This window comes from Kosakonia sp. (genome assembly GCF_032052965.1).
Taxonomy (GTDB): domain Bacteria; phylum Pseudomonadota; class Gammaproteobacteria; order Enterobacterales; family Enterobacteriaceae; genus Kosakonia.
Genome location: NZ_DAMBVN010000001.1, coordinates 515,632 through 538,571, shown reverse-complemented (window position 1 = coordinate 538,571; position 22,940 = coordinate 515,632). Strand labels below are relative to the sequence as shown.

The window sequence follows — 22,940 nt, the reverse complement described above, 5'->3', positions numbered from 1 at the left end:
GAAGGTATGTCACATCTGGATGAGGTTATTGCCCGTGTCGATACGGCCATTCAACAGAGTGTTATTGCCGATATGAATGCGCTGCTGGTTGAACTGAGCGACGACGCGGCGTTAAGCCGCGAAGATCGTTATGCCCAGCAACAGCGCCTGCGTCAGGCTATTGCCCATCACGGGCGTCAGCACAAAGAAGATATGGACGTGCGTCGCGAGCACCTGACCAAAGGTGGCGCCATCCTTTAATCAGAACTGGCGTCTGGCCACCAGCCAGGCGCCAACGACCAGCAGCACCGCGCCGCAAACCGGGCCGATAAGCGCTCGCAACGGAATGCCGTGGCTTCTCACCACATCCATGACCAGCCCGCCGATCAACTGGCTTGCCACTAACACTGCGATGGTGGTTGCTGCGCCGACATTCTGATAACCGCTGATGCTGGCAAAGACAAAGAACGAACCCAGCAGGCCGGGGATTAATGTCCACCATTTCACGCTGGCATAGAGCTCCTGAAACCCGCTCAAACCATATTTAATCAATAAGATACTGACAAACAGTACAATTCCGACCAGCGAATTAAGCAGCATGGCAATAAGGATGGTCGACGCCGATTGCGTAATACGTACCATCAGCATATTCTGCACCACCAGGCCAATACCGGCGGCAATCAGAAAGGTGAGGGTCAGCGACTGATTCATGAGAGGACATCCGGATCGGTACGGTTATCGAGTTGCAGTTGCATAAAAGTCAGATCCAGCCAGCGGCCAAATTTGGTGCCCACCTGCGGCATTTGCCCGGTGATCACAAAACCCAGCTTGCTGTGCAGATGAATGGAACCCTGGTTTTGCGCCTCGATGCCGGCGACCATTACATGTTTGCCAATCTGTTTCGCCTCTGCAATTAGCCGCTGCATTAATGCCAGCCCCAGCCCTTTACCCTGATGTTCCGGGTGTACATAGACTGAGTGCTCAACGGTATGGCGAAAACCGTCGAAGGCGCGCCAGTCACCAAACGAGGCATAACCCGTGACCTGGCCGTTCTCTTCACTGACCAGCACCGGGTAACCGAGCAGCGTGCGGGCTTCGAACCAGGCAATGCGGTTATCCACATCCACTGTCTGATCGTTCCAGATTGCCGCCGTGTTTAGCACGGCATGGTTATAAATCGCGGCAATGTCGCCACAATCCGCTTTCGTGGCATAACGAATATTCATGGTTGAACCCCAAATTTGTACACTATAGTATTACGTAATGAATACTATCTCAGACAATATAAATCAACGGATCAGTGCACGAATTCGCGTTGAACGGGAATCTCGCGGCTGGTCGCTCAGTGAACTGGCGGAGCGGGCAGGCGTATCACGAGCGATGATCCATAAAATCGAACGTGCGGAAAGCAGCCCGACAGCAACACTGCTTGCGCGCCTGTCCGGTGCCTTTGGCATCAGTATGTCGACACTGATTGCCCGTGCGGAAATGCAAGAAGGCAAATTGCTGCGTTATGCTGACCAGCCGGTGTGGCGCGATCCGCAAAGCCACTATTTACGTCGCCACGTTTCACCGCGCAGCGATTTGCCGATCGATCTGGTGCAAATTGAATTGCCCGCCGGCAGCGACATTCCGATGCCGGCGTCCTCATATGCGCTGGCGCGCCAGCTGATTTGGTTACAGGAAGGTGAACTGGTCTTTCTGGAGGGTGATACGCGCCACGAAATGAAAGCCGGGGATTGCCTGGAGCTGGGCCCGCCAAATGACTGCCGATTTATTAATAAAAGTACCGCCCCTTGCCGTTATTTGGTGGTGCGGCTTAACCATTCCAGCTCGTAATGTAAACGCGATCATGCCCGCCAGCGACTAGTATCAATAGTTAGTCTGATACGCAGAGGAGAGCATGATGAATCAACAATCCAATCGTAATCGTCGTTGGGTGCTGGCTTCCCGACCTCACGGCGCACCGGTCGCAGAAAATTTCCGCCTTGAAGAGAGTGACCTTGCCATCCCCGGAGAAGGCCAGTTGCTGCTGCGCACCGTGTTCCTGTCTTTAGATCCCTATATGCGTGGACGCATGAGCGACGCGCCCTCGTATTCTCCGCCAGTGCAAATTGGCGAAGTAATGTGTGGCGGCACGGTCAGCCGGGTGGTGAAATCGCTGCATCCTAATTTTGCCGAAGGCGACTGGGTACTCGGTTTTAGCGGCTGGCAGGATTACGAGATTTCTGACGGCGCAGGGCTGGTCAAACTGGGTACCGATCCGCAACACCCTTCATGGGCGCTGGGCATTCTTGGCATGCCGGGCTTCACTGCATTTATGGGGCTGCTGGACATTGGTCAACCGAAAGAGGGCGAAACGCTGGTGGTGGCCGCTGCAACCGGGCCGGTTGGCGCAACGGTTGGGCAAATTGGCAAAATCAAAGGTTGTCGCGTGGTCGGTGTCGCCGGTGGCAGCGAGAAATGTCGTCATGCTGTGGATGTGCTGGGCTTCGATGCCTGTATTGATCACCATGCGGACGATTTTGCCGATCAATTGAAGTCCGCCTGCCCACAGGGAATCGATATTTATTTTGAGAATGTGGGTGGCAAAGTATTTGATGCTGTGCTTCCTTTATTAAATACTGCGGCGAGAATTCCACTTTGCGGCCTGGTGAGTGGTTATAATTCAACCGAACTTCCTGACGGGCCAGATCGTATTCCGCTATTAATGGCTACGCTGCTGAAAAAAAGAATTCGATTGCAAGGGTTTATTATTAACCAGGATTATGGTTATCGCATTAATGAATTCCAGCAGCAGATGGGCGAGTGGCTGTCCGCCGGAAAAATCCACTATCGTGAACAGGTTACTGAAGGACTGGAGAATGCACCAGACGCTTTCTTTGGCCTGTTAGCCGGTAAAAATTTCGGTAAAGTTGTGGTTCAAATCGGGCCTGAAAGCTAAGTAAACGATGGCGGTAAAAAACCGCCATTTTTAATTGTGCAAATTTTTGAAAAACGTCTTTAATTATACAAGCATAAGGAACGATGACCTTGTGAAGGCAGTTCCTGGTAGTTGTGCACAATAAATAACATTTGTTCTACTTTTACGCGACAATCCAATACCAGGCATGTGTTTATATAATATATTCTTTGCGGTTGAGATTACGGACACGCTACCAGGCTGAAAACAAATAAGAATTCATACAGGATACAAACATGCTTGATTTGGAAAAAGCGCAACGGACAAGCCTGACTATGCAAGTCGAGGCCAGCCTGAAAAATGCGCTTATCATTGGTGCGCTGAAACCCGGTGCCCGCCTGATCACCAAAGAAATCGCCGATCAATTAGGCACCAGCATTACCCCAGTACGTGAAGCGTTACTGCGCCTGGTCTCCGCAGGCGCACTTCACGCAACGCCTGCTCAGGCTTTCCTGGTTCCGGAAGTGAGTCTCGAACGTTATAACGAAATTAACCAAATACGCAAAAACCTTGAAGGTATGGCAGCACGCGCCGCCAGCCAGAATATGACCAAGGATAAAATCAGGGAGTTGCGTATTCTGGCCGAATCTTTTCATGAAGCGCTGAAAAGTGGTCATACCGAACAAACGTTGCAGGCCAACCGCGCGTTTCGCTTTAGCATTTATCAGCAGGCCGGTATGCCGACCCTGACGGCGTTAATTGAACAATTATGGGTGCGTATTGGTCCATGTTTTAATTACCTTTACCCCACGTCAGAGGATTTAACCCGCGGGCACGATTACAGCGATTTGCTGGCCGCGCTGGAAGAGGGGGATGGTTTCGCCAGCGAAAGGGCGCTCTGGCGCGCCATTGATGAGGGCGCTACCATTATCAATAAACAATTCCACCGCTAAAAAACCATTCAGGCGAGTAATTTTTTAATCGCTAACATATGTGCTCCCCGGCAAAAATTTGCGAATGGGGAGCATCTGCGTCACGTTTTTCACTGATAAGACCCGCTTAACGCTGAAATACCGAATGTCCTTGCCGATAACATTTGTTAGCGCAGTCAGGCGCTAACATTTGGTATTCAGCAAGGAGTCCGGAATGTTTTTTAGCCAGAGGTTAAGCAATATAAAAATCAGTAGAAAGCTGTCCGTGGGGTTTGGTCTGGTCCTGTTTCTTGTCGCCATCGCCACCGTTCTCAGTGTGTTGCGTTTTAAAGAAATCCGCGATGTCTATGAAAAAACCAACCTGATGTACAACATCAATATTGAAGTCTTTCAGGCGAAAATTAACCGCCTGAAATATTTGTATGGTGATGACAAATCCGGTGAGGTGATGTCGAATTATGTCCGTCACGCGTCTGAATTAACCGCCAGCGCAGACAACCTGTCGTGGTCCGCCCAGGAAAAACAGATCATCAGGGATGTTGCCGACCACCTTGATAACTTCCAAAACAGCATTAGCGAGATGAAGAAGGCCAGCGGTGATATCCGCACCGTGCGTGATTCGCTCGATAAGCTCGCCGCCAGTGACCTCTCTTCACGCTACACTGCCCTTATTCGTACCCCGGCGGCCGACACAACGCTGATGACGCAGGTCTACGAACAACTTTTTGCCATTAGCGCCGTGCGTGATGCGGCGCTGGTTGTGCGTTACAGCCCGACAAAAGAAGCGCGCGATGCGCTGGATAGTCGTTTCACACAAACGCAAACCAGCGTGCAGGCGCTGGTCACTCAGTTGCCGGGAGAGCTGCAAGCGCCACTGCAAGCTTTATGGGGCGACACGGTCAGGTACCGCGATCTGAGTGTTAATTACTTTACCGCATGGCAGGCGCTGAAAGCCGCCGAAGACAAAGTCAAAGTGGGTGGCGACAATAGCAGCGCGTCGCTTAAACAGATCATTTCGCTGGTAAAAGCGCACAATGATGAGCTGGCGTATACCTCCAGTACCATTGCAGCAATGATTGGCATCATCGCCATTTTGATTGGCATCCTGGTATCGTGGTGGGTCATTCGTCAAATCACCCGGCCAATTGATCGCAACCTGGCGCTGGCTGAGCGGATCGCCAGCGGCGATCTCAGTTCGACAATTCGTGCGCAGAGCACCGATGAACTCGGTCAGTTGACCGGGGCAATGGGGCGGATGAACGACACGCTGCGCGATATGATCTATGAAGTACGCAACAGCGTAACGCAGGTATCCCGTGCGGCTACCGAAATCGCCGAAGGCAATACCGATCTCTCTTCACGCACCGAACAGCAAGCCGCGGCTGTGGTAGAAACGGCTGCCAGCATGGAACAGTTAACCGCCACGGTGAAAAACAACGCCGATAACGCCCGCAATGCCCGTAGCCTGGCGGCGCAGGCCTCGAAGACCGCCAGCGAAGGCGGTAGCGTGATGCGGGAAGTTGTCGACACAATGGGTGATATTCACAGCAGTTCTAACAAAATTGCCGATATTACCGCAGTAATTAACAGCATCGCTTTCCAGACCAATATCCTGGCACTGAACGCCGCCGTAGAAGCCGCACGGGCAGGGGAGCAGGGGCGCGGTTTTGCCGTTGTCGCCAGCGAAGTGCGCAGCTTGTCGCAGCGCAGTTCGCAGGCGGCAAAAGATATTGAGCAGTTGATCAGCGAATCTGTCTCTCGCATCAATACTGGCAGTGAGCTGGTGGCGAAAGCCGGGGAAACCATGGATCAGGTGGTGCAGTCGGTCACCCGGGTAAACGACATCATGGGGGAAATCTCCTCTGCCTCGGAAGAGCAGAGCCGGGGTATTGAGCAGATTGCCCGCGCCGTTGGCGAACTGGACAGCACCACGCAGCAAAACGCCTCGCTGGTCAGCGAATCCTCTTCTGCTGCGGGTTCACTGGAAGAGCAGGCCCGCCTGCTAGAAGAACTGGTGGCAACTTTCCGTCTCGAACAAGGCAACGCAAAAGCGAAACCGGCCGCGCCAGCGGGCAAACCGCCGGTTAAACCGATGCCGAAAACGAAAAATGAAACAGCGACTCACGACGAGGGCTGGACGGCATTCTGATTCAGCGGGAAACTCATCAGCCTGGAAGCTTGCTTCCGGGCTTTTTATTCTTCGCAGGCTGCTGGCGTTATTCACACCCCGGCACTAACGGAGAATAAATAACGCGATGTAACCAGGCGGCGAATCATGATTAATTGTGCCTGAATGCTTCCATATATTTCGCAGGCAGGTTAGGATTTATCTGAACAAGCACTTCTTTTAACAGGGATTTTTATGAAAAAGTTTGCCGTTGCAATGACGTTCGCCTTAATTCTGAGTGGCTGTGATAGCCAGCCCACCATTGATACCTCCAGTGAAGCCAGCATGAAAACCTCCATTCAGAAGGTCAGAGAGTCATTGCCTGAAGCGAAACGCGCAGCCTATGACGATGCGCTGCAAGTGATTGTGCTCAGCCGCCTGAACCTTAAAGATCTGATGCAGGCGGGTGCGAATCAGAATACCGCGCAACTGGAAGAAAAAATGAAAGGCGATCTCACCGGCAAGACAGGAGAAGAGATCATCGCCTATGCAGACAAAATCAGAAAAGAGCGCGCAGCACAGTAGGCTGCATGGCATCACCCGCCTTATGGCGGGTGATCACGACTTGATTACTCGAACTGCCAGGCCACAGAAAGACCCACGCCATAATTACGCCCAGGGGCGGGTTCGTAGTAGCGCCCATTCGACTCATTCACAATCACCGAACCGACATACTGACGATCAAACACGTTGTCGACTCGCCCAAATACATCGACTAACCAGTTGCCATAACTAAATTTATAGCCTGTGTTCAGCCCGGTCACGGTATAAGAGGGCGCTTTAGCGGTGTTCTCGTCATCCGCCATAATGTCGCTCATATAACGCACATCCGCGCCGGCGTACCACCCTTGTTCCGGGATCCAGCCGAGGGAAGCAAAGCCCATATTCCGGGCAATGCCCGGCATACGATTACCCTGGCAGTGGCTGTCGCTACACACCTCGCTGCGGTAGGTCGCATCCAGATATGTCCACGCCACTTTTGCCCGCCAGTTGCCGGCAAATTGCTGATCAAGCGATAACTCCGCGCCCTGCCGACGCGTTTTACCCGCGTTTTTATAAGTCGTGCGCCCCCCGCTGCTGGCATCCGTCACAATTTCATTATCAGTGTCGGTACGGAACAGGGCCGCCGTCAGAAGCCCATTACCTATACGGGTTTTATTACCGATCTCTACCGTGTCATTGGTAGACGGTTTCAGCGCAAAATTGAGCCCACTTTGCCCGTCGGAACGGTACGACAGTTCATTGATGGTCGGCGTTTCAAAGCCCCGCCCGGCGGCAATATAGACATTCGACGCATCGGTCACGGCATATTTCAGTGACCCGGCCGGCAACCATTTGTGGTAATTCGCTTCGCCGCTGTCATCACCATTTTGCGCCGTAATATAGTGATCATTGGAATCAAACCATACCGAGCTATAGCGCACGCCCGCATCCAGCGTCAGCTTATCGGTTAACTGCCAGGACGTTTGCAGGTAGGGATCGAGGTTCCACATCAGGTTACGTTCATTGCGGCGCAAATTCCCTTCCTGGCCATACACCGGCGTTGAACCCTTCATCACAAAGTTTTCATACCCTTTGCGCTGCTCACTCATGTTTTCGTAGTTAAGCCCTCCGGTAAACGTCACCGGAATACCCAACTCGCCGCGATGCGTCCAGCGGGTATCAATCCCCTGATAATGGCGTGTCAGGTCGATCACCCCCCCCGCATGTTTGGCATTGAGCTGTGGCCCGCGGGGAATAGACTGATACTGGGTGGTTTCACGCTCTCCGGCGTACATCATTACGCTGAGATCGTCCTGCTCACTGAGCTGTCGCTCATAGCGCACACCCGCCTGCGTTTGTTTAATGGTTTTACGTGTGTCGTACTGTTCCGCACGGGGTGACTGACGCGGATTGTCCTGCCATTCGCTGCGGGTTAACCCTCCGGCATCGTTGGCCTTGATATCAACGCTGTTAAAAATCAGGCTCAGCTTGCTGGCGTCATTAATGCGCACGCCCAGTTTAGCGTTGGCAAGGTTCTTGCGCGCACCGCTGCGATCGCGGTAGCCATGGGTGACAAATCGGGTGGTGGAAGCGGTGTAATCCACATCGCCTGCGTGCGTGCCATCCCCCATCGCGCCAGTGGCCTTCAGGCCATAACGCCAGCTGCCAAAACTTCCGTAATAGCTGCTGGCTTCCACAGTGCCAGGTTCGCGCCCGGTTTGCGTGGTGACATTTACCACACCGCCGGATGCATTGCCGTACAGCGCGGAGAAGGGGCCGCGTAACACCTCAATGCTTTCAACACTGTTCAGATCGATATTCGACGTCTGCCCCTGGCCATCCGGCATGGTGGCGGGAATGCCGTCCACATACATGCGGATACCCCGCACGCCATACGTGGAGCGCGAACCGAATCCACGGATCGAGAGCTGCAAATCCTGCGCATAGTTTTGCCGGTTTTGCACCTGTAACCCAGGCACACTCCCCAAAGTTTCAGAAAGATTGACACGCGGTGTCGCCTGGCGAATATCGTCACCCTGCACCACGCTGACGGCGGCGGGGGTATCGAGCTCAGAAACTGTCGTCGGCGTCGCCGTCACGATCAGGGTTTGTTCATTGTCTGCGGCAAGCGCCAGTGTCGGTAAAATCACCGGGAGTAGCATCACGGGTAAGGTGAGGCGAGAGACGGAAATAATATTCATGAAGGAACCAGGTTAAAAAACGCACAAAATGGAACATAACGCGGATATGTTAAAGGTTATGTAAAGATATTGAAAACATTAAGGGCACATTACGTTAACACTGAGTGTAGCAAAGCGTGGCGCATCGGCTCCGGCACACATTTAATCCTCCACTTTGCAGTCATTAATGATTATTATTCTCACCATAACAACAAGCGAAGCTGGCGCTTCGTGCACTGGATGCATGTGAAAAATAAACAACGTGTTGAACAAAGGGAGTCGTCATGTCTTTACGTCATTTATGCTCGCCGCGCCTGCGGCATTCTCTGGTCCTCGGTTCACTGCTGCTGGCGGGGTCATTTACCACACATGCTGCCGAAGAGATGCTGCGCAAAGCGGTTGGCAAAGGCGCTTATGAAATGGCTTTCAGCCAGCAGGAAAATGCGCTCTGGCTTGCCACTGCGCAAAGCCGCAAAACCGACAAGGGTGGGGTAGTTTACCGTCTCGACCCGGCAACGCTGAACATCACCCAGGCCATTCATAGCGATCTGAAACCCTATGGCGCCACATTAAACAGCCGTACGCAAACGTTATGGTTCGGCAACACCACGAACGGCGCGATCACCGCCATCGACGCTAAAACGGGTGAGATAAAAGGGCGTGTCGTGCTGGATGCGCGCCAGCGTTCCGAAACAGTCAAACCGCTGAGCCCACGCGAACTGGTGGTTGATGAAAACACCAATACGGTTTACGTCACGGGCGTCGGTAAAGAGAGTGTCGTCTGGGTGGTCGACGGGGCGGCGATGAAGCTGAAAACCACCCTCACCAACACGGGCACTTACAGCACCGGGCTGGCCATCGATAGCGCTGCAAAACGCCTCTACACCACCAACGGTGACGGTGAGCTGATCACCATTGATACCGCGACGAACAACATTATCGATCGTAAAAAACTGCAGGATGACGGCAAAGAACATTTCTACCTTAATCTGAGCCTGGACACCGCGGGTCATCGCGCGTTTGTCACTGATTCAAAAGCAGCAGAAGTGCTGGTGGTCGATACGCGTAATGGTCAGGTTCTGGAAAAAATCAGCGCGCCAGAATCGCTGGCCGTGTTGTTTAACCCGGTCCGTAATGAACTCTACGTAACCCATCGTCAGGCAGGGAAAGTCAGCGTTATTGACGGCAAAACCTACAAGGTTGTGAAAACCTTCGACACGCCTACACACCCGAACAGCCTTGCGCTCTCGGCCGATGGCAAAACATTATTCGTTAGCGTGAAACAGGCCTCCTCGCGTGAGAAAGAGGCCACCCAGCCGGATGACGTGATCCGCATTGCGCTGTAAAAACCTGTTCGTTTAAGCTCCCTGCGGGGAGCTTTTTTATTAAGGAATCGATAGCTATGTTGACGACGACGAACGCCTGCTGGCAAACGGGTTGCCCGGTGTTTATCACGTGGAAAATAGCTGGGGAAATGACGGGTTGATTGCCCCGGCAGTTACTGCCGCCTGGCAACACTGGAAAGCGCAGGCATAAAAAAGGCCTGCGTAAAAGGCAGGCCAGTCACATTAAGCGCCCGTCGGCGCTTTTTTTATGGACGCGAGGTTTTTTCAACCAGCGGCGCAGGCTGCTGCGCGTTCGGATCGACCGGCGCCGTGCTATGAATGGCCTGTACGCGGTTCCGTACCCCGTACCAGCCAGCAACCAGCAGAATCGCGATCAGCGGGATAGAGCCAATCGTGTAAGTGCCATTCGGGTAGTCGAATGCCATCAGCACCAGCACGCTCAATAAAAACAGCAGCGTCAGCCATGAGGTTACCGGCGCACCCGGCAGTTTGAAACTGACATCCGGCACGCGACCTTCTTTAATGGCTTTACGCAGACGCATCTGGCACACCACGATAAAGCCCCAGGAAGCGATAATCCCCAGTGAAGCCACGTTAAGCACAATCTCAAATACCTGCGACGGCACCAGATAGTTCAGGAACACGCCCACGACATAAACAGCGATGGTCACCAGAATGCCTGCATAAGGCACATGGTGGCGACTCATTCTCGACATGAATTTCGGCGCAGAACCGCCCATCGACATGGAGCGCAGAATACGCCCGGTGCTGTAAAGACCGGAGTTCAGGCTGGAGAGCGCAGCGGTCAGCACCACCATATTCATGATGTCACCAATATACGGCACACCCAGTTTGGAGAAGAACGTCACAAACGGACTTTGCCCCGCCTGGTAGGCGTTCCACGGCAGCAGCAGAACCAGCAGCACCACAGAGCCCACATAAAACAGGCCGATACGCCAGATAACGCTGTTAATCGCCTTGGGCACCATAGTCTGTGGATCTTTACACTCGCCCGCCGCTGTTCCTACCAGTTCGATAGACGCAAAGGCGAATACCACGCCCTGCACCAGAACCAGCGCAGGCAGCAAACCGTGCGGGAAGAAACCGCCATTATCGGTGATCAGATGGAAGCCGGTCGTGCCGCCGTCCAGCGGTTTGCCGGTACCAAGGAAAATGGTACCGACCACCAGGAACACCACGATCGCCAGCACCTTAACCAGTGCAAACCAGAACTCCATTTCGGCAAACCATTTCACACCGATCATGTTCATGGTACCGACAATCGCCAGCGCGCCGAGCGCGAAGACCCACTGAGGTACGTCGCCAAACGCCCCCCAGTAATGCATATAAAGGGCTACGGCGGTGATATCGACTATCCCGGTCATGGCCCAGTTAACGAAGTACATCCAGCCTGCGACAAAAGCGGCTTTTTCGCCGAGGAATTCGCGGGCATAGGAGACAAAACTGCCGCTGGACGGACGGTGTAACACCAGTTCACCCAGCGCGCGGAGAATAAAGAAGGAGAAGATACCGCAGACCAGATAGACGATAGCCAGCGACGGCCCCGCCATCTGCAATCGGGCACCTGCGCCCAGGAATAAGCCGGTACCGATGGCGCCGCCAATGGCGATCATCTGTACTTGTCGATTCCCCATCGCCCGGTTGTAACCCTCTTCATGAGAGTTGAGCCAGCGTCGTTTTGCCGCGTGATGATCGGCAGCGTGGTTGTTGTCTGTTTTCATTGTTTACCTGTTCACCTGTCTGAACCTTGCTGAGTTCCTCAACCCACGGATTGGCTAACCAAACGATTGCCCCGTTGGGTAAACGCCCTGTCTTTCCAGTGATTCTTCGTGATGGATAAGACAAAACATGGCGCAGCATCGTAACCGCAATCGATTAATGACGCAAAACATACCCACCAGAAAGGGCGCGACTATTAGTGGAAATTGTGAGGTCACTGCAGTCGGGCAGTGTAACTGATTCAGAACGTCGAAAAATGCAACAGAAATAACCGTGAGCGACAGAACGAATTTTAACAAATCAGAACAGTCGTCCGCTTGATTGATAAGGGTTTGTAATGACCATAACCTCTCTGTGGGCTTACTTTGCAAGTTTTTTGCTTATTAAATGTAAATTAATTGTTTCACAGCAAATTCCTCGCGTCCTAATAATGAACGCCTGTTTACCAACACGGGTGTGCTGCATGTCTTACCGTCTGAGTCTGCTGGATAAAAGTCCCATCGCGGAACACGAAACCGCGCAAGATGCCCTTCACCGCACGCTGCAACTGGCGCAGCGGGCTGAAATCTGGGGTTATCACCGCTTCTGGATAGCCGAACACCACAACACTGCGCAACTGGCCAGCCCGTCGCCGGAACTGGTCATCGCCTGGATCCTTGGCCAAACCCGGCGCATTCGCGTTGGGTCCGGCGGCGTCATGCTGCAACACTACAGCCCCTACAAAGTGGCGGAAAATTTTAATCTGCTGGCGACCATTGCTCCGGGGCGTGTTGATCTCGGCGTAGGTAAAGCGCCTGGCGGTTTACCGCTGTCGACACGAGCATTGCAGCAAGGCCTGCGCAGCGAAGAGAAGGGCAGTTTTGCCGATCAACTCGCGCAACTGGATACCTGGCTAACACCTGGCAAAGATGACAGCGCGGAGGAGACGGTCCTGGCAACCCCATTGCCACCACAGCCCGCAGAGCGATTTTTGCTCGGAGCCAGCCGCGAGAGCGCGGCGCTGGCGGCAAAACTGGACTGGGAGTTTGTTTTTGCGGCGCATCTGAATGGCGATCAGGCCCTTTTAGGTGACGTTGTCACGCAATGGCGACAACAAAGCCAGCGTGACACCCTGGTCGCAGTGCAGGTGATCGTCGCTGCTACCCAGGCGCAGGCCGACGCACTGGCACAGCAGGTGGAAATCTGGGGTGTGGAACTGGCAAACGGCCAGCGCGTCAGCGTAGCCAGTGAAGCTCAGGGGCACGCCTTTGCCCGCCAGGCAGGTAGCCCGGCGGTACGTATTACCCGGCGTGAACCCTCGCTGATTGCCGGTACGCCGGAAAGCGTGCTGGCCGGGCTGGATGCCTTACATCAACGTTTTGCCATTGATGAATTCATTATCGATACGCCCATTGCCGAGGGTGTCGCACGGCTGACTTCGTTACGCCTGTTGGCCGAAGCCGTGACTCAGGCACAGGCCACACAGGAGGTTGCGGGATGAGTTTTGCCGAACAGCTGATCGACTGGCGACGTGAATTGCACCAGTACCCGGAACTCTCGCTGCAGGAGTTCGAAACCACCCGCCGCGTTCGTCACTGGCTGGAAAACGCCGGTTTGCGCCTGTTACCCCTTTCGCTGCCGACAGGCGTTGTGGCCGAAGTGGGTCGCGGCGAAAAAATCATCGCGCTGCGGGCGGATATCGATGCGCTGCCCATTCATGAGGTCACCGATGTGCCTTTCGCCTCGCGTCATCCCGGCGTCATGCATGCCTGCGGTCACGATATACACACCAGCGTCATGCTCGGTGCGGCGCTGTTGCTGAAAGAGAAAGAGCAGCATCTGGCAGGGCGGGTGCGCATCCTGTTCCAGCCCGCGGAGGAGAGCTTCGGCGGCGCGCAGCGTATGATTCAGGCGGGAGCACTGGACGGGGTGAGCGCTATTTTTGGCATGCACAACGAACCCGGATTGCCGGTCGGCGCGTTTGCCACCCGCAGCGGAGCGTTTTATGCCAACGTTGATCGTTTTGCGCTGAAGGTCACTGGAAAAGGCGCTCATGCGGCGCGTCCCCACGAAGGGAGTGACGCGATCCTGCTGGCCAGCCAGTTGGTGGTCGCGCTGCAAAGCATCGCCAGCCGCAATGTCAACACGCTGGAATCGGTGGTGCTTAGCGTCACGCGCATTCAGGGCGGCAATACCTGGAACGTACTGCCGGAACACGTCGAACTGGAAGGGACGCTACGCACGCACCAGCCTGCCGTGCGCGACCAGGTGAAACGCCGCGTAAATGAGATTGCTGCCGGGCTGGCGCAGGCCTTTGCAGCAGACATTGCAGTCACCTGGTATGAGGGTCCGTCGGCGCTGATTAACCCTGCGCGCTGGGCCACTTTTGCCCGCGAAGTCGCCGACGAGCAGGGTTATCGAACTGAAGAGGCCGATCTGCATATGGGCGGTGAGGATTTTGCCGTCTATTTGCAGCAGATCCCCGGCGCTTTTGTCAGTATCGGCAGTGACAGCCAGTACGGCTTGCACCATCCGGCGTTTGACCCTGACGAGAATTTACTTGAAGAGGCGGCGCGCTATTTTGCGCGGCTCGCAGAAAAAGCGCTGCTTCAATCCTGATGTGAAATTTTTCTGCCTGGGGCGGTGGCCCCGGGCCACCTGTTGCCTGAAAACGAGGATCGATTATGTCTACCACACGACAATTACGGCTTGGCACGATATTACATGGCGCCTCGGGAAATATGTCCGCATGGCGTCATCCGGCGGCTGTTGCCGATGCCAGTATTAACTTTGACTTTGTTCAGCAAACCGCGCGAATTGCCGAACAGGGAAAGCTGGACTTCTTATTTGTTGCCGACGGTCTTTATATTAATGAAAAGTCGATCCCGCATTTTTTAAATCGCTTTGAACCCATTACCGTCTTATCGGCACTGGCCAGCGTGACCCGTCATTTGGGACTGGTGGGCACACTGTCCACCTCATACAGCGAACCCTTTACTGTCGCGCGCCAGTTCGCCAGCCTCGATCACCTCAGCCAGGGCCGGGCAGGCTGGAACGTAGTGACATCGCCACTGGAAGGATCGGCCAGGAATTTTTCCCGAGCCCAACACCCGGATCATGCGCTGCGTTATCGCATTGCTGATGAATATCTTGAGGTGGTGAAAGGGTTATGGAATTCATGGGAAGAAGATGCATTTGTGCGTAATAAAGAGAGCGGGCAATTTTTTGACCCGGCAAAATTACACCCCCTTAATCATCACGGTGATTTTTTTCAGGTTGCCGGGCCATTAAATATTGGTCGTACACCGCAGGGTCGCCCCATTATTTTCCAGGCCGGGGCATCGGACGACGGTAAACAGTTGGCGGCACGCCATGCTGATGCCATTTTTACTCACCAGGATACGCTGGAAGAGGCGAAAAACTTTTATCGTGATGTCAAAACCCAACTGGAGAAATATGGCCGTGGCCATGATGAACTGCACATTTTCCAAGGCGTGAACGTCATTGTCGGCGACAACGAAGAGGACGCAGAGCAGCAGTATCAGACCACTGCCGCGCTGGTGTCGATTAGCGATGCGCTTAACTACCTCGGTCGCTATTTCGAACATCACGACTTCAGCCAGTACCCGCTGGATGCGCCATTTCCGGATCTCGGTGACTTAGGGCAAAACAGTTTCCGTAGTACCACCGATGAAATTAAGCGCAATGCCCGCGAGCGCCGGCTGACATTGCGTCAGGTCGCCCTTGAGAGTGCTTCGCCGCGGCCACGTTTTTCCGGCACACCCCAACATGTCGCCGACGGTTTGCAGCAGTGGTTCGAGAACCATGCGGCGGACGGTTTTATCATCCAGGGCGGCACCCCGGATACCCTCCCACGCTTTGTTGAAAAAGTCGTTCCGCTGTTGCAGGCGCGCGGACTGTTTCGCAAGGAGTACCCCGGCACCACGCTACGCGAGAGCTTAGGTCTGCCGTTACCCGCCAATCCGTACTCCGCCCAATAAAAGAAGAGGGAACACGATGCAGAGAACGCCTTTGTTGCTGGCAGTCATGCTGGCACTGATACCGCAAGTCTGGGCCAACGAGGTCAACATTAATGGCACCGGCGTCAGTCTGGAAGCCAATAAACAGCCGATCACGACGCCGAAAAATGCCGATGCGATCGCGCAGTTGCCGAAGGATTATCATTTTGTGGTGCCCGGAAAGCTCACCGTCGCCGTGGCCGCGCTGAACTCCCCGCCGTTGACGGTTTTTGCCGATGACAACAAAACCCTGCTTGGCAGCGAGGTCGACATTGCTCGACTGGTTGCCAGCAGCCTGGGGCTGGAGCTGAACGTGGTACCCACCTCCTGGGAGGACTGGCCGCTTGGCGTGACCTCCGGTAAATACGATGCCGCAATCAGCAATATCACCGTCACCAAAGAGCGCAAAGCGAGGTTTGATTTTGCCACTTACCGAAAAGATTCCCTCGGTTTCTACGTTAAGTCTTCAAGTCCGCTAAAAACGATCGACAAAGCGGAAGACATTGCCGGGCTGCGCATTATTGTGGGTTCCGGCACAAATCAGGAGGCGATTTTACTGGCATGGAATGCCGAAAACCTGAAAAAGGGCCTGCAGCCGTTTACTCCTGTCTACACCAAAGATGACGCGGCCCAAACCCTGGCGCTGCAATCTGGCCGCGCTGATGCCTTTTTTGGCCCCAATGTGATTGGCGCATGGAAAGCCGCCCTGACTGGCAAAACCCGGCTTGTCGGCAGCGTCGACGGCGGCTGGCCAAAAGCGGCGCACATTGCCGTCACGCTGCGTAAAGGCAGTGGGCTGGCGCAGCCGGTGCAAACGGCACTCAACGGTGCGATCAAAAACGGTGATTACGACAGCGTGCTCAATCGCTGGGGCGAGGGGGTTGAACGTATCCCGACGTCAGAAATCAACCCGCCAGGACTGGGCGATTAAGGAGAAGGCCATGAGCGAAAAATTCCGTGATGTGTCCCCCGACGCGCCCGAATTACAGCCCATCCTCCAGGGCCTGTTCGCGGACTATGCCGCACGCTACGGTGACTATTTTTCTCGGCATGCCGAGGTCGAATTAACCGAGTGGTATTTAGCCCCGCAAGGGCTGTTTATTGTACTGGAGCGTGACGGCGAAATTATCGCCACCGGCGCGTACAAGCCCTTCGATGACAAAACCGCTGAAATCAAACGTATCTGGACGCACCCCTCACTGCGCCAGCAGGGGCTGGCGGCGCGGATTGTCCGCGAACTTGAACGCCGTGCGCAACGGGCGGGGTACAGCCAGCTTTACCTGACGACCGGTTTTCGTCAGCCGGAAGCTGTGCGGCTCTACCTGAGCCAGGGGTATCAGCCGCAGTTTGATATCCACCGCGATCCGGAAGTGTTCAGCCAGCCGCCGTTTGATGGACGGCTGCGTTTTACCAAAGTGCTGACGGTCGACACCCTGAGTAAAACTGCCTGAGGAGTGAGCATGAAAACGACAGAAACGGTAAAAGTGGTGCCCGCACGCTACCCGCTACGGACGATTGGCGCGGTGGTCGCCCTGTTTGTGCTGGCGGCAATTGTGCAGTCGGTGGCCTTTAATCCGCGCTGGGAATGGGCGGTGTTTGCCCGCTGGTTTTTCGACCCGGTGATCCTCGAAGGGCTGGGGCAAACCCTGTTGCTCACGTTGTTAGGCACCGTACTGAGTGTTTTCTTTGGCGGTCTGCTGGCACTGGCAAGGCTGTCATCATCCTGGCTACTCAGCAGCCTGGCCTGGGGGTATATCTGGTTGTTCCGCTCGCTGCCGCTCATTGTGGTGCTGATCATTTTATATAACTTTTCCTATCTGTATGACCGGCTGTCGTTGGGCATTCCGTTTACCGGCATCGAGTGGGCAAGCTATGAAACGATTAATGTGCTGGGGCAGTTTTCAACGGCGGCTGTCGGGCTGACGCTGGTGCAAAGCGCCTATACCGCAGAGATCATTCGCGGGGGCTTTCTCGGCGTCGACCACGGTCAGTATGAAGCCGCCGCCGCGCTGGGGCTTCCGGCATGGCGTCGCACATTGCGCATTATTTTGCCCCAGGCGCTGCGCACCATTTTACCGTCCGGCTTTAACGAAATAATCAGTCTCGCCAAGGGCACGGCGATGGTCTATGTGCTGGCGATGCCGGAGCTGTTCTACACCATCCAGATGATCTACAACCGCACGCAGGAAGTGATCCCGCTGCTCATGGTGGGCGCAGTCTGGTACCTGGTGATCACGAGCGTGCTGTCTGCGATCCAGTATCTGGTTGAGCGCTGGCTGGCACGCAGCGAACGCCGTTCAGCCATTAACCCTTCGCGGGTGCGCATTTCTTCCCCGTCGCGTGTCACGCAAACTCAGGAGCCTGTGCATGCCAACCTCACTTAATGGTCATATTTCCATTACTGGCGTCAGTAAATACTTTGGCCGCCATAAAGCTCTGGATGCGGTGTCGCTGGAGATCCCACCGGGGTCAGTCACGGTGATCCTCGGCCCGTCAGGTTCGGGAAAATCCACGTTGCTGCGCACCATTAATCATCTGGACCGTGTCGACGAAGGGTTTATCCGCATTGATGGCGAGTACATCGGCTATCGGTTACAGGGCGACAAGCTGTATGAACTGAAAGAGAAGGAGATCCTGCGCCAGCGGGCCAATGTCGGTTTTGTCTTTCAGAATTTCAATCTCTTTCCGCATTTGACCGTGCTGGAAAACCTGATTGAGGGGCCCATCGCCCATAAAAAAATGCGGCGCAAAGAGGCGATTGAACAGGCCTGGCAACTGCTGGATGTGGTTGGCCTGCGTAATAAAGCCGATGCCTGGTCGCGACATCTCTCCGGGGGGCAACAGCAACGTATCGCCATCGCCCGCGCACTGTCGCTGCGCCCGCGGGTGATGTTATTTGATGAACCCACCTCGGCGCTGGATCCGGAACTGGTCGGCGAAGTACTGGATGTGATTAAAAAGCTGGCGCGGGCCGGCTCAACGCTGGTCGTGGTCACGCATGAGATCGGGTTTGCCCGAGAAGTGGCGGATCAGGTGGTGTTTATGGTCGACGGCAGGATCGTCGAGCAGGGCAGCAGTGACGCGGTTCTGAATAATCCGCAACATCCGCGCACACGTCAGTTTTTATCTAAGGTCTTGTAAGGAGCCATCATGAAACAGGGATTACTGGGGCTACTGCTGCTAAGTACCGGCTGTTTTGCTGCCGGGCAGATTGATTTGAAAGCCAATGAACACCCGCTGGCGGTGCAGCAAGATGCGGCGGCCATTGCCAAAATCCCACCGGGTTACCGTTTCGTAGAGCCGGGAACATTGACTGTGGCGATCTCAGCATTGAATTCCCCGCCGCTGGCGTTACTGGCCAGCGATAATCGCACACGCATTGGCAGCGATCCGGATATCGCTCACCTGTTAGCACAAAGCCTGGGGTTAAAACTGAAACTGGTTCCCACTGCCTGGGAGGACTGGCCGCTCGGCATTACCTCGGGGCGTTACGATGTCGCGCTGGTGAACATTGCGGTCACCGAAGCGCGTAAAGAGAAGTTTGATTTTGCCACTTACCGCGCAGACTCGCTGGCCTTTTCGGTCAAGTCCACCCGTCCTGTCGCAGCCATCCACAGCGCGCAGGATCTGGCGGGGAAAAAAGTGATAGTCGGCTCCGGTACGAATCAGGAACGTATTCTGCTGCGCTGGAATGAGGAGAACCGTGCCGCAGGGCGTCAACCTGCACAGCCGATTTACCTGACTGACGATGCCTCCGGCAACCTGTATATCCAGTCCGGGCGAGCCGATGTGGTGTTTGGCCCGCAATCGGTGGCAGCGTATAAAGCGGCGCTCAACGGGGCCACCAAAGTGGTTGGGTTAGGGCCGAAGAAAGCCTGGGTGGCGACCACCACCAAAAAAGGCAATGGCCTGGTTTATGCCTTACAAGCCGCGCTGAATGGTGCGATTGCCCGCGGCGAGTATCAGCAGGTGCTGGCGCGCTGGGGAGAGCAGGGGGAAGCGGTGACACAGTCGCAGGTGAATCCACCGGGGATCACCTACGACTAAACAAATAATGCGGTTTCGACGGGCGTGGCGTTACGAAACCGCGTTCCGCCTTGCCAGCGCCTGTGTGAGCAAAAAATGCGGGGTTACGGACGCAGGCCAAATTCACAGCTTGCCTGCGTCCAGGCGCGAGCCTGTTCACTCAGGGTGAACCCCAGACCATGGCGATCAGAGACATACATCCGGCCATCACGCAGTTCCAGCTGTTCATTAAACAGCGGGTTCAGCCATTCGAAGTGCTCCAGCCACGGCTCCAATGGATAGGCCGCCGACAAGTGCAAATGCACCTCCATGGCAAAATGTGGGGCCAGTTTACGGCCATGTTTCGCTGCCAGATCCATAATGTTGAGGAAGGGGGTTATGCCCCCTACGCGGGGGGCGTCAGGCTGGACGACGTCGCTTGCATTCCCCAGGATCAACTGTTCATGCTCCCGGAAACTGGTCAACATTTCGCCGGTTGCAATGGGCGTATCCAGCGCCGAGGCCAGTTGCGCATGGCCTTCAACGTCATAGGCATCCAGCGGCTCTTCAATCCAGACCAGGTTAAATTTCTCCATCTGGCGCCCCATGCGTATGGCGGTTTCGCGATCCCATTGCTGGTTTGCATCCACCATAAGCGGGAAGTTATCGCCCAGCGCTTCGCGCACCGCCGTCAGCCGGCGGATATCCTCTTTGGTGTCCGGTTGGCCGACTTTGAGTTTAATCCCGCCGATGCCGTTCTCACGCGAGATCACCACATTTTTGAGCACCTGATCGAGCGGGGTATGCAAGAAACCACCGGAGGTGTTGTAGCACTGAACGGAATCACGGTGTGACCCTAACAGTTTTGCCAGCGGTAACCCGGCGCGTTTGGCTTTCATATCCCACAGGGCAATATCGAAAGGGGAGATGGCCTGTACAGCCATGCCGCTTCGTCCGACGGACGCTCCCGCCCACAGCAGTTTGGTGTAAATCTTGTCGATATCGTTCGGATCTTCACCCAGCAGATTGTCGGCGATTTCTTTGGCATGGGCATAAATTCCCTGGCCCCCGGCACGTTTTGAGTAGCTGAAACCGATACCGTCAAATCCATCGCGGCTGCGGATTTCCGCAATAATAATCGCCACCTCTGTCAGTGGCTTCTGCCGCCCGGTCAGCACTTTTGCATCACTGACCGGGGTAGCAAGCGGCAGGAAGGCGAGGGAGAGTTTCACCCATGCAATACGGTCACCGGTTTCGGCAGCGGTTTTTACCCCTGCGGTTTTTGCATAACTTACAGCATTGGAATTGGCACTGACACCCATCGTTGGCTCCTGATAGCAGAATAAATGATTGCGCTAACATTTGTAGGATCAGCGACAGATCCTGACCAGAGCTCTGCGCTAATTATGCACAGGCGATCACAAATATTGAGCATGCCGTGGGGTTAATTGTTATTGCTGTCACGTTATTAGCTTCAGGCAGCTAAAACAACAGCATAAATGATATCGCTAACATCAACAGGCAAAATATGGCGCTAACTCACTGATTTAGCGACCAGAGAGGCAATGTCAGAAGAAAGGGGTATAATACAAACAGAGTGGCTACGAATATGAAAAGCCTGTTCAAACCTTGTGAGTGATCATGTCGAAATCATCCCGTCCTGTTCCGCCGCGTGCGCCAACACTCGAAGATGTCGCCCGGGCGGCGGGGCTCTCTTCAATGACTGTAAGTCGGGCGCTTAACACGCCGCAACAGGTGCGTCCCAAAACCGTGGAAAAGGTGCTCGCCGCCGTCAAAGCCACCGGTTATATCCCGAATGCATTAGCTGGCGGATTGGCCTCCCGCCGCAGCAGACTGATTGCCGTGGTGGTGCCGCAAATCAATAACAATATGTTTGTCGATACCATTCAGGCCATCAGCGATCAGCTGGCAGTTCGCGGTTACCATATGCTGTTATGCGTGGCCGGTTACACACAGCAGACAGAGGCTGAGCTGGTGGCGGCGCTCTTATCACGCCGTCCCGATGGCATTGTGCTGACCGGTATTCACCATTCGACCGACCTGAAAAAGGTGATCCTGAACGCCAGTATCCCGGTGGTAGAGATTTGGGATCTCACCCCCACGCCACTGGATATGCTGGTCGGGTTCTCCCATGAAAAAGTCGGCCAGGCCACAGCGGATTACGTATTGCGTAAAGGCTACCGCCGGCCGGGATTGTTATGGACGGTAGACAGACGTGCCGCGCAGCGTAAACAGGGCCTCTGCGAAACGCTGGCGCGCAACGGTCTTACTGAGCCGCAGACTGTTGATGTCGCACTCCCCGCGCGCTTTACCTCGGGTCGCGAAGGGCTGGCGCAATTACTTGCGCTGGGTGAGTTTGACGTGATTGTCTGCAGTTCAGACACCCTCGCGCAGGGAGCCATTATTGAAGCGCAGTCTCGCGGGTTGCGGGTGCCGCAGGATGTCGCAGTGATTGGTTTTGGCGATCTCGATTTTGCCGCCGGGAATCAACCCGCTATCACCACCGTCAGCGTTGACCGGCAAATTATTGGGCAGCGCGCGGCTACCATGCTGGCAGACCGTATAGAAGGGCTCAGTATCGACGACGAAATTGTCGATATCGGTTTTCATTTTATCGAAAGGGACTCGGCGTGAGAATTAATGTGATTGGCACCAGCGGCAGCGGTAAATCGACACTGGCGAAGCGTCTTGCCAGCCAGTTGAACGTGCCATATATCGAAATGGATCTGCTCTACTGGCGGCCCAACTGGCAGGGCACGCCAGACGACGAGCTGTACGCCCGGCTTGAAGCGCTACTGGCGCAGCCAGGCTGGGTGCTGGATGGCAACTATAACCGCAGCCGCGACATTAAATGGCGCCATGTCGATATTGTGGTGTGGGTAGATTACGGGTTCTGGCGCACCTTGCGCCAGGTAACGCTAAGAGCCATTGACCGCGCCCGTAGTCGCCGGGAGCTATGGCCAAATACCGGTAACCGGGAGAGCCTGCGTCGGGTTTTTTTCAGCCGGGAGTCAATTATCCTGTGGATGCTGAAAACCTGGCGCAAAAACCGCCAGCGCTATGCGCAGGACATGGCCGATCCACGTTATCAGCATCTGCGTTTCGTTCGCATTACCAGTCCGCAGCAGGCAGATGCCTTTCTTGCCTCCCTGACCTAAACTTAGGGTTCATCCTTACCCAGGAGTCC

Annotated in this window: 20 protein-coding genes and 1 pseudogene; 16 read left to right on the top strand and 5 right to left on the bottom strand. The window is 54.9% G+C overall.

Going from position 1 to position 22,940, the window contains the following annotated elements:
* Nucleotides 1–6 precede the first annotated feature (6 nt).
* Nucleotides 7–240: a DUF2526 family protein gene (locus RTX30_RS02520; RefSeq protein ID WP_312686472.1), complete on the top strand. Its 234-nt coding sequence runs from the start codon at nucleotides 7–9 to the stop codon at nucleotides 238–240.
* On the opposite strand, the gene RTX30_RS02515 is transcribed toward RTX30_RS02520, so the two are convergent.
* Entirely contained in the window at nucleotides 241–690 is a 450-nt protein-coding gene (locus RTX30_RS02515; protein ID WP_312686470.1) for a DMT family transporter, read from the bottom strand.
* Nucleotides 687–1,205: an N-acetyltransferase family protein gene (locus tag RTX30_RS02510; RefSeq protein WP_312686468.1), complete on the bottom strand. Its 519-nt coding sequence runs from the start codon at nucleotides 1,203–1,205 to the stop codon at nucleotides 687–689. The genes RTX30_RS02515 and RTX30_RS02510 overlap by 4 nt, the downstream gene beginning before the upstream one ends.
* 37 nt (nucleotides 1,206–1,242) lie before the next feature.
* On the opposite strand from RTX30_RS02510, the gene RTX30_RS02505 reads away from it, so the two are divergent.
* From RTX30_RS02505 to RTX30_RS02485, 5 genes are all read left to right on the top strand, one after another.
* The gene (locus tag RTX30_RS02505; RefSeq protein ID WP_312686466.1) at nucleotides 1,243–1,818 is read left to right on the top strand and encodes a helix-turn-helix transcriptional regulator; all 576 of its coding nucleotides are present in this window, start codon (nucleotides 1,243–1,245) and stop codon (nucleotides 1,816–1,818) included.
* A 67-nt stretch (nucleotides 1,819–1,885) separates the two neighbouring features.
* On the top strand, nucleotides 1,886–2,923 hold the full coding sequence (locus tag RTX30_RS02500) for an NADP-dependent oxidoreductase (RefSeq protein ID WP_312686818.1): 1,038 nt from the start codon (nucleotides 1,886–1,888) through the stop codon (nucleotides 2,921–2,923).
* Nucleotides 2,924–3,177: 254 nt separating this feature from the next.
* Nucleotides 3,178–3,834: a GntR family transcriptional regulator gene (locus RTX30_RS02495; protein WP_312686464.1), complete on the top strand. Its 657-nt coding sequence runs from the start codon at nucleotides 3,178–3,180 to the stop codon at nucleotides 3,832–3,834.
* A gap of 193 nt (nucleotides 3,835–4,027) precedes the next feature.
* Nucleotides 4,028–5,962, top strand: coding sequence for a methyl-accepting chemotaxis protein (locus RTX30_RS02490; protein ID WP_312686463.1), 1,935 nt, complete (start codon nucleotides 4,028–4,030; stop codon nucleotides 5,960–5,962).
* A gap of 213 nt (nucleotides 5,963–6,175) precedes the next feature.
* Nucleotides 6,176–6,505, top strand: coding sequence for a DUF6694 family lipoprotein (locus tag RTX30_RS02485; protein ID WP_312686461.1), 330 nt, complete (start codon nucleotides 6,176–6,178; stop codon nucleotides 6,503–6,505).
* 44 nt (nucleotides 6,506–6,549) lie between these two features.
* Here RTX30_RS02485 and pqqU read toward each other — a convergent pair whose 3' ends face one another.
* Complete coding sequence (gene pqqU / locus RTX30_RS02480) at nucleotides 6,550–8,664, bottom strand: TonB-dependent receptor PqqU (protein ID WP_312686459.1); 2,115 nt, start codon at nucleotides 8,662–8,664, stop codon at nucleotides 6,550–6,552.
* A 263-nt stretch (nucleotides 8,665–8,927) separates the two neighbouring features.
* Between pqqU and RTX30_RS02475 the strand changes: the two genes are divergently transcribed.
* Nucleotides 8,928–9,989 (top strand): YncE family protein, encoded by a 1,062-nt coding sequence (locus RTX30_RS02475; RefSeq protein WP_312686457.1) that lies wholly within the window; start codon nucleotides 8,928–8,930, stop codon nucleotides 9,987–9,989.
* Between the two features lie 245 nt (nucleotides 9,990–10,234).
* Here RTX30_RS02475 and ansP read toward each other — a convergent pair whose 3' ends face one another.
* Nucleotides 10,235–11,731, bottom strand: a complete 1,497-nt coding sequence (gene ansP / locus RTX30_RS02470) for an L-asparagine permease (RefSeq protein WP_312686455.1) — start codon at nucleotides 11,729–11,731, stop codon at nucleotides 10,235–10,237.
* Nucleotides 11,732–12,192: 461 nt separating this feature from the next.
* On the opposite strand from ansP, the gene RTX30_RS02465 reads away from it, so the two are divergent.
* From RTX30_RS02465 to RTX30_RS02435, 7 genes and pseudogenes are all read left to right on the top strand, one after another.
* Nucleotides 12,193–13,209, top strand: coding sequence for an MsnO8 family LLM class oxidoreductase (locus tag RTX30_RS02465; RefSeq protein WP_312686452.1), 1,017 nt, complete (start codon nucleotides 12,193–12,195; stop codon nucleotides 13,207–13,209).
* Nucleotides 13,206–14,327, top strand: coding sequence for an amidohydrolase (locus RTX30_RS02460; protein ID WP_312686450.1), 1,122 nt, complete (start codon nucleotides 13,206–13,208; stop codon nucleotides 14,325–14,327). Before RTX30_RS02465 ends, RTX30_RS02460 begins: the two co-directional genes overlap by 4 nt.
* A gap of 65 nt (nucleotides 14,328–14,392) precedes the next feature.
* Nucleotides 14,393–16,658, top strand: a pseudogene (locus tag RTX30_RS02455) (NtaA/DmoA family FMN-dependent monooxygenase).
* A gap of 10 nt (nucleotides 16,659–16,668) precedes the next feature.
* Nucleotides 16,669–17,178 (top strand): GNAT family N-acetyltransferase, encoded by a 510-nt coding sequence (locus tag RTX30_RS02450; protein WP_312686449.1) that lies wholly within the window; start codon nucleotides 16,669–16,671, stop codon nucleotides 17,176–17,178.
* Between the two features lie 9 nt (nucleotides 17,179–17,187).
* Nucleotides 17,188–18,111 (top strand): amino acid ABC transporter permease, encoded by a 924-nt coding sequence (locus RTX30_RS02445; RefSeq protein WP_312686448.1) that lies wholly within the window; start codon nucleotides 17,188–17,190, stop codon nucleotides 18,109–18,111.
* Nucleotides 18,095–18,868 carry an amino acid ABC transporter ATP-binding protein gene (locus tag RTX30_RS02440; RefSeq protein ID WP_312686446.1) on the top strand — a complete coding sequence of 258 codons (774 nt, stop codon included), beginning with the start codon at nucleotides 18,095–18,097 and terminating at the stop codon, nucleotides 18,866–18,868. The genes RTX30_RS02445 and RTX30_RS02440 overlap by 17 nt, the downstream gene beginning before the upstream one ends.
* Nucleotides 18,869–18,877: 9 nt before the next feature.
* Nucleotides 18,878–19,774, top strand: a complete 897-nt coding sequence (locus RTX30_RS02435) for a transporter substrate-binding domain-containing protein (RefSeq protein WP_312686444.1) — start codon at nucleotides 18,878–18,880, stop codon at nucleotides 19,772–19,774.
* 83 nt (nucleotides 19,775–19,857) lie between these two features.
* Here RTX30_RS02435 and RTX30_RS02430 read toward each other — a convergent pair whose 3' ends face one another.
* Complete coding sequence (locus tag RTX30_RS02430) at nucleotides 19,858–21,054, bottom strand: L-talarate/galactarate dehydratase (protein WP_312686441.1); 1,197 nt, start codon at nucleotides 21,052–21,054, stop codon at nucleotides 19,858–19,860.
* Between the two features lie 319 nt (nucleotides 21,055–21,373).
* Between RTX30_RS02430 and RTX30_RS02425 the strand changes: the two genes are divergently transcribed.
* On the top strand, nucleotides 21,374–22,387 hold the full coding sequence (locus tag RTX30_RS02425; RefSeq protein ID WP_312686438.1) for a LacI family DNA-binding transcriptional regulator: 1,014 nt from the start codon (nucleotides 21,374–21,376) through the stop codon (nucleotides 22,385–22,387).
* Complete coding sequence (locus RTX30_RS02420; RefSeq protein ID WP_312686436.1) at nucleotides 22,384–22,911, top strand: AAA family ATPase; 528 nt, start codon at nucleotides 22,384–22,386, stop codon at nucleotides 22,909–22,911. Before RTX30_RS02425 ends, RTX30_RS02420 begins: the two co-directional genes overlap by 4 nt.
* The last annotated feature ends 29 nt before the right edge of the window (nucleotides 22,912–22,940 follow it).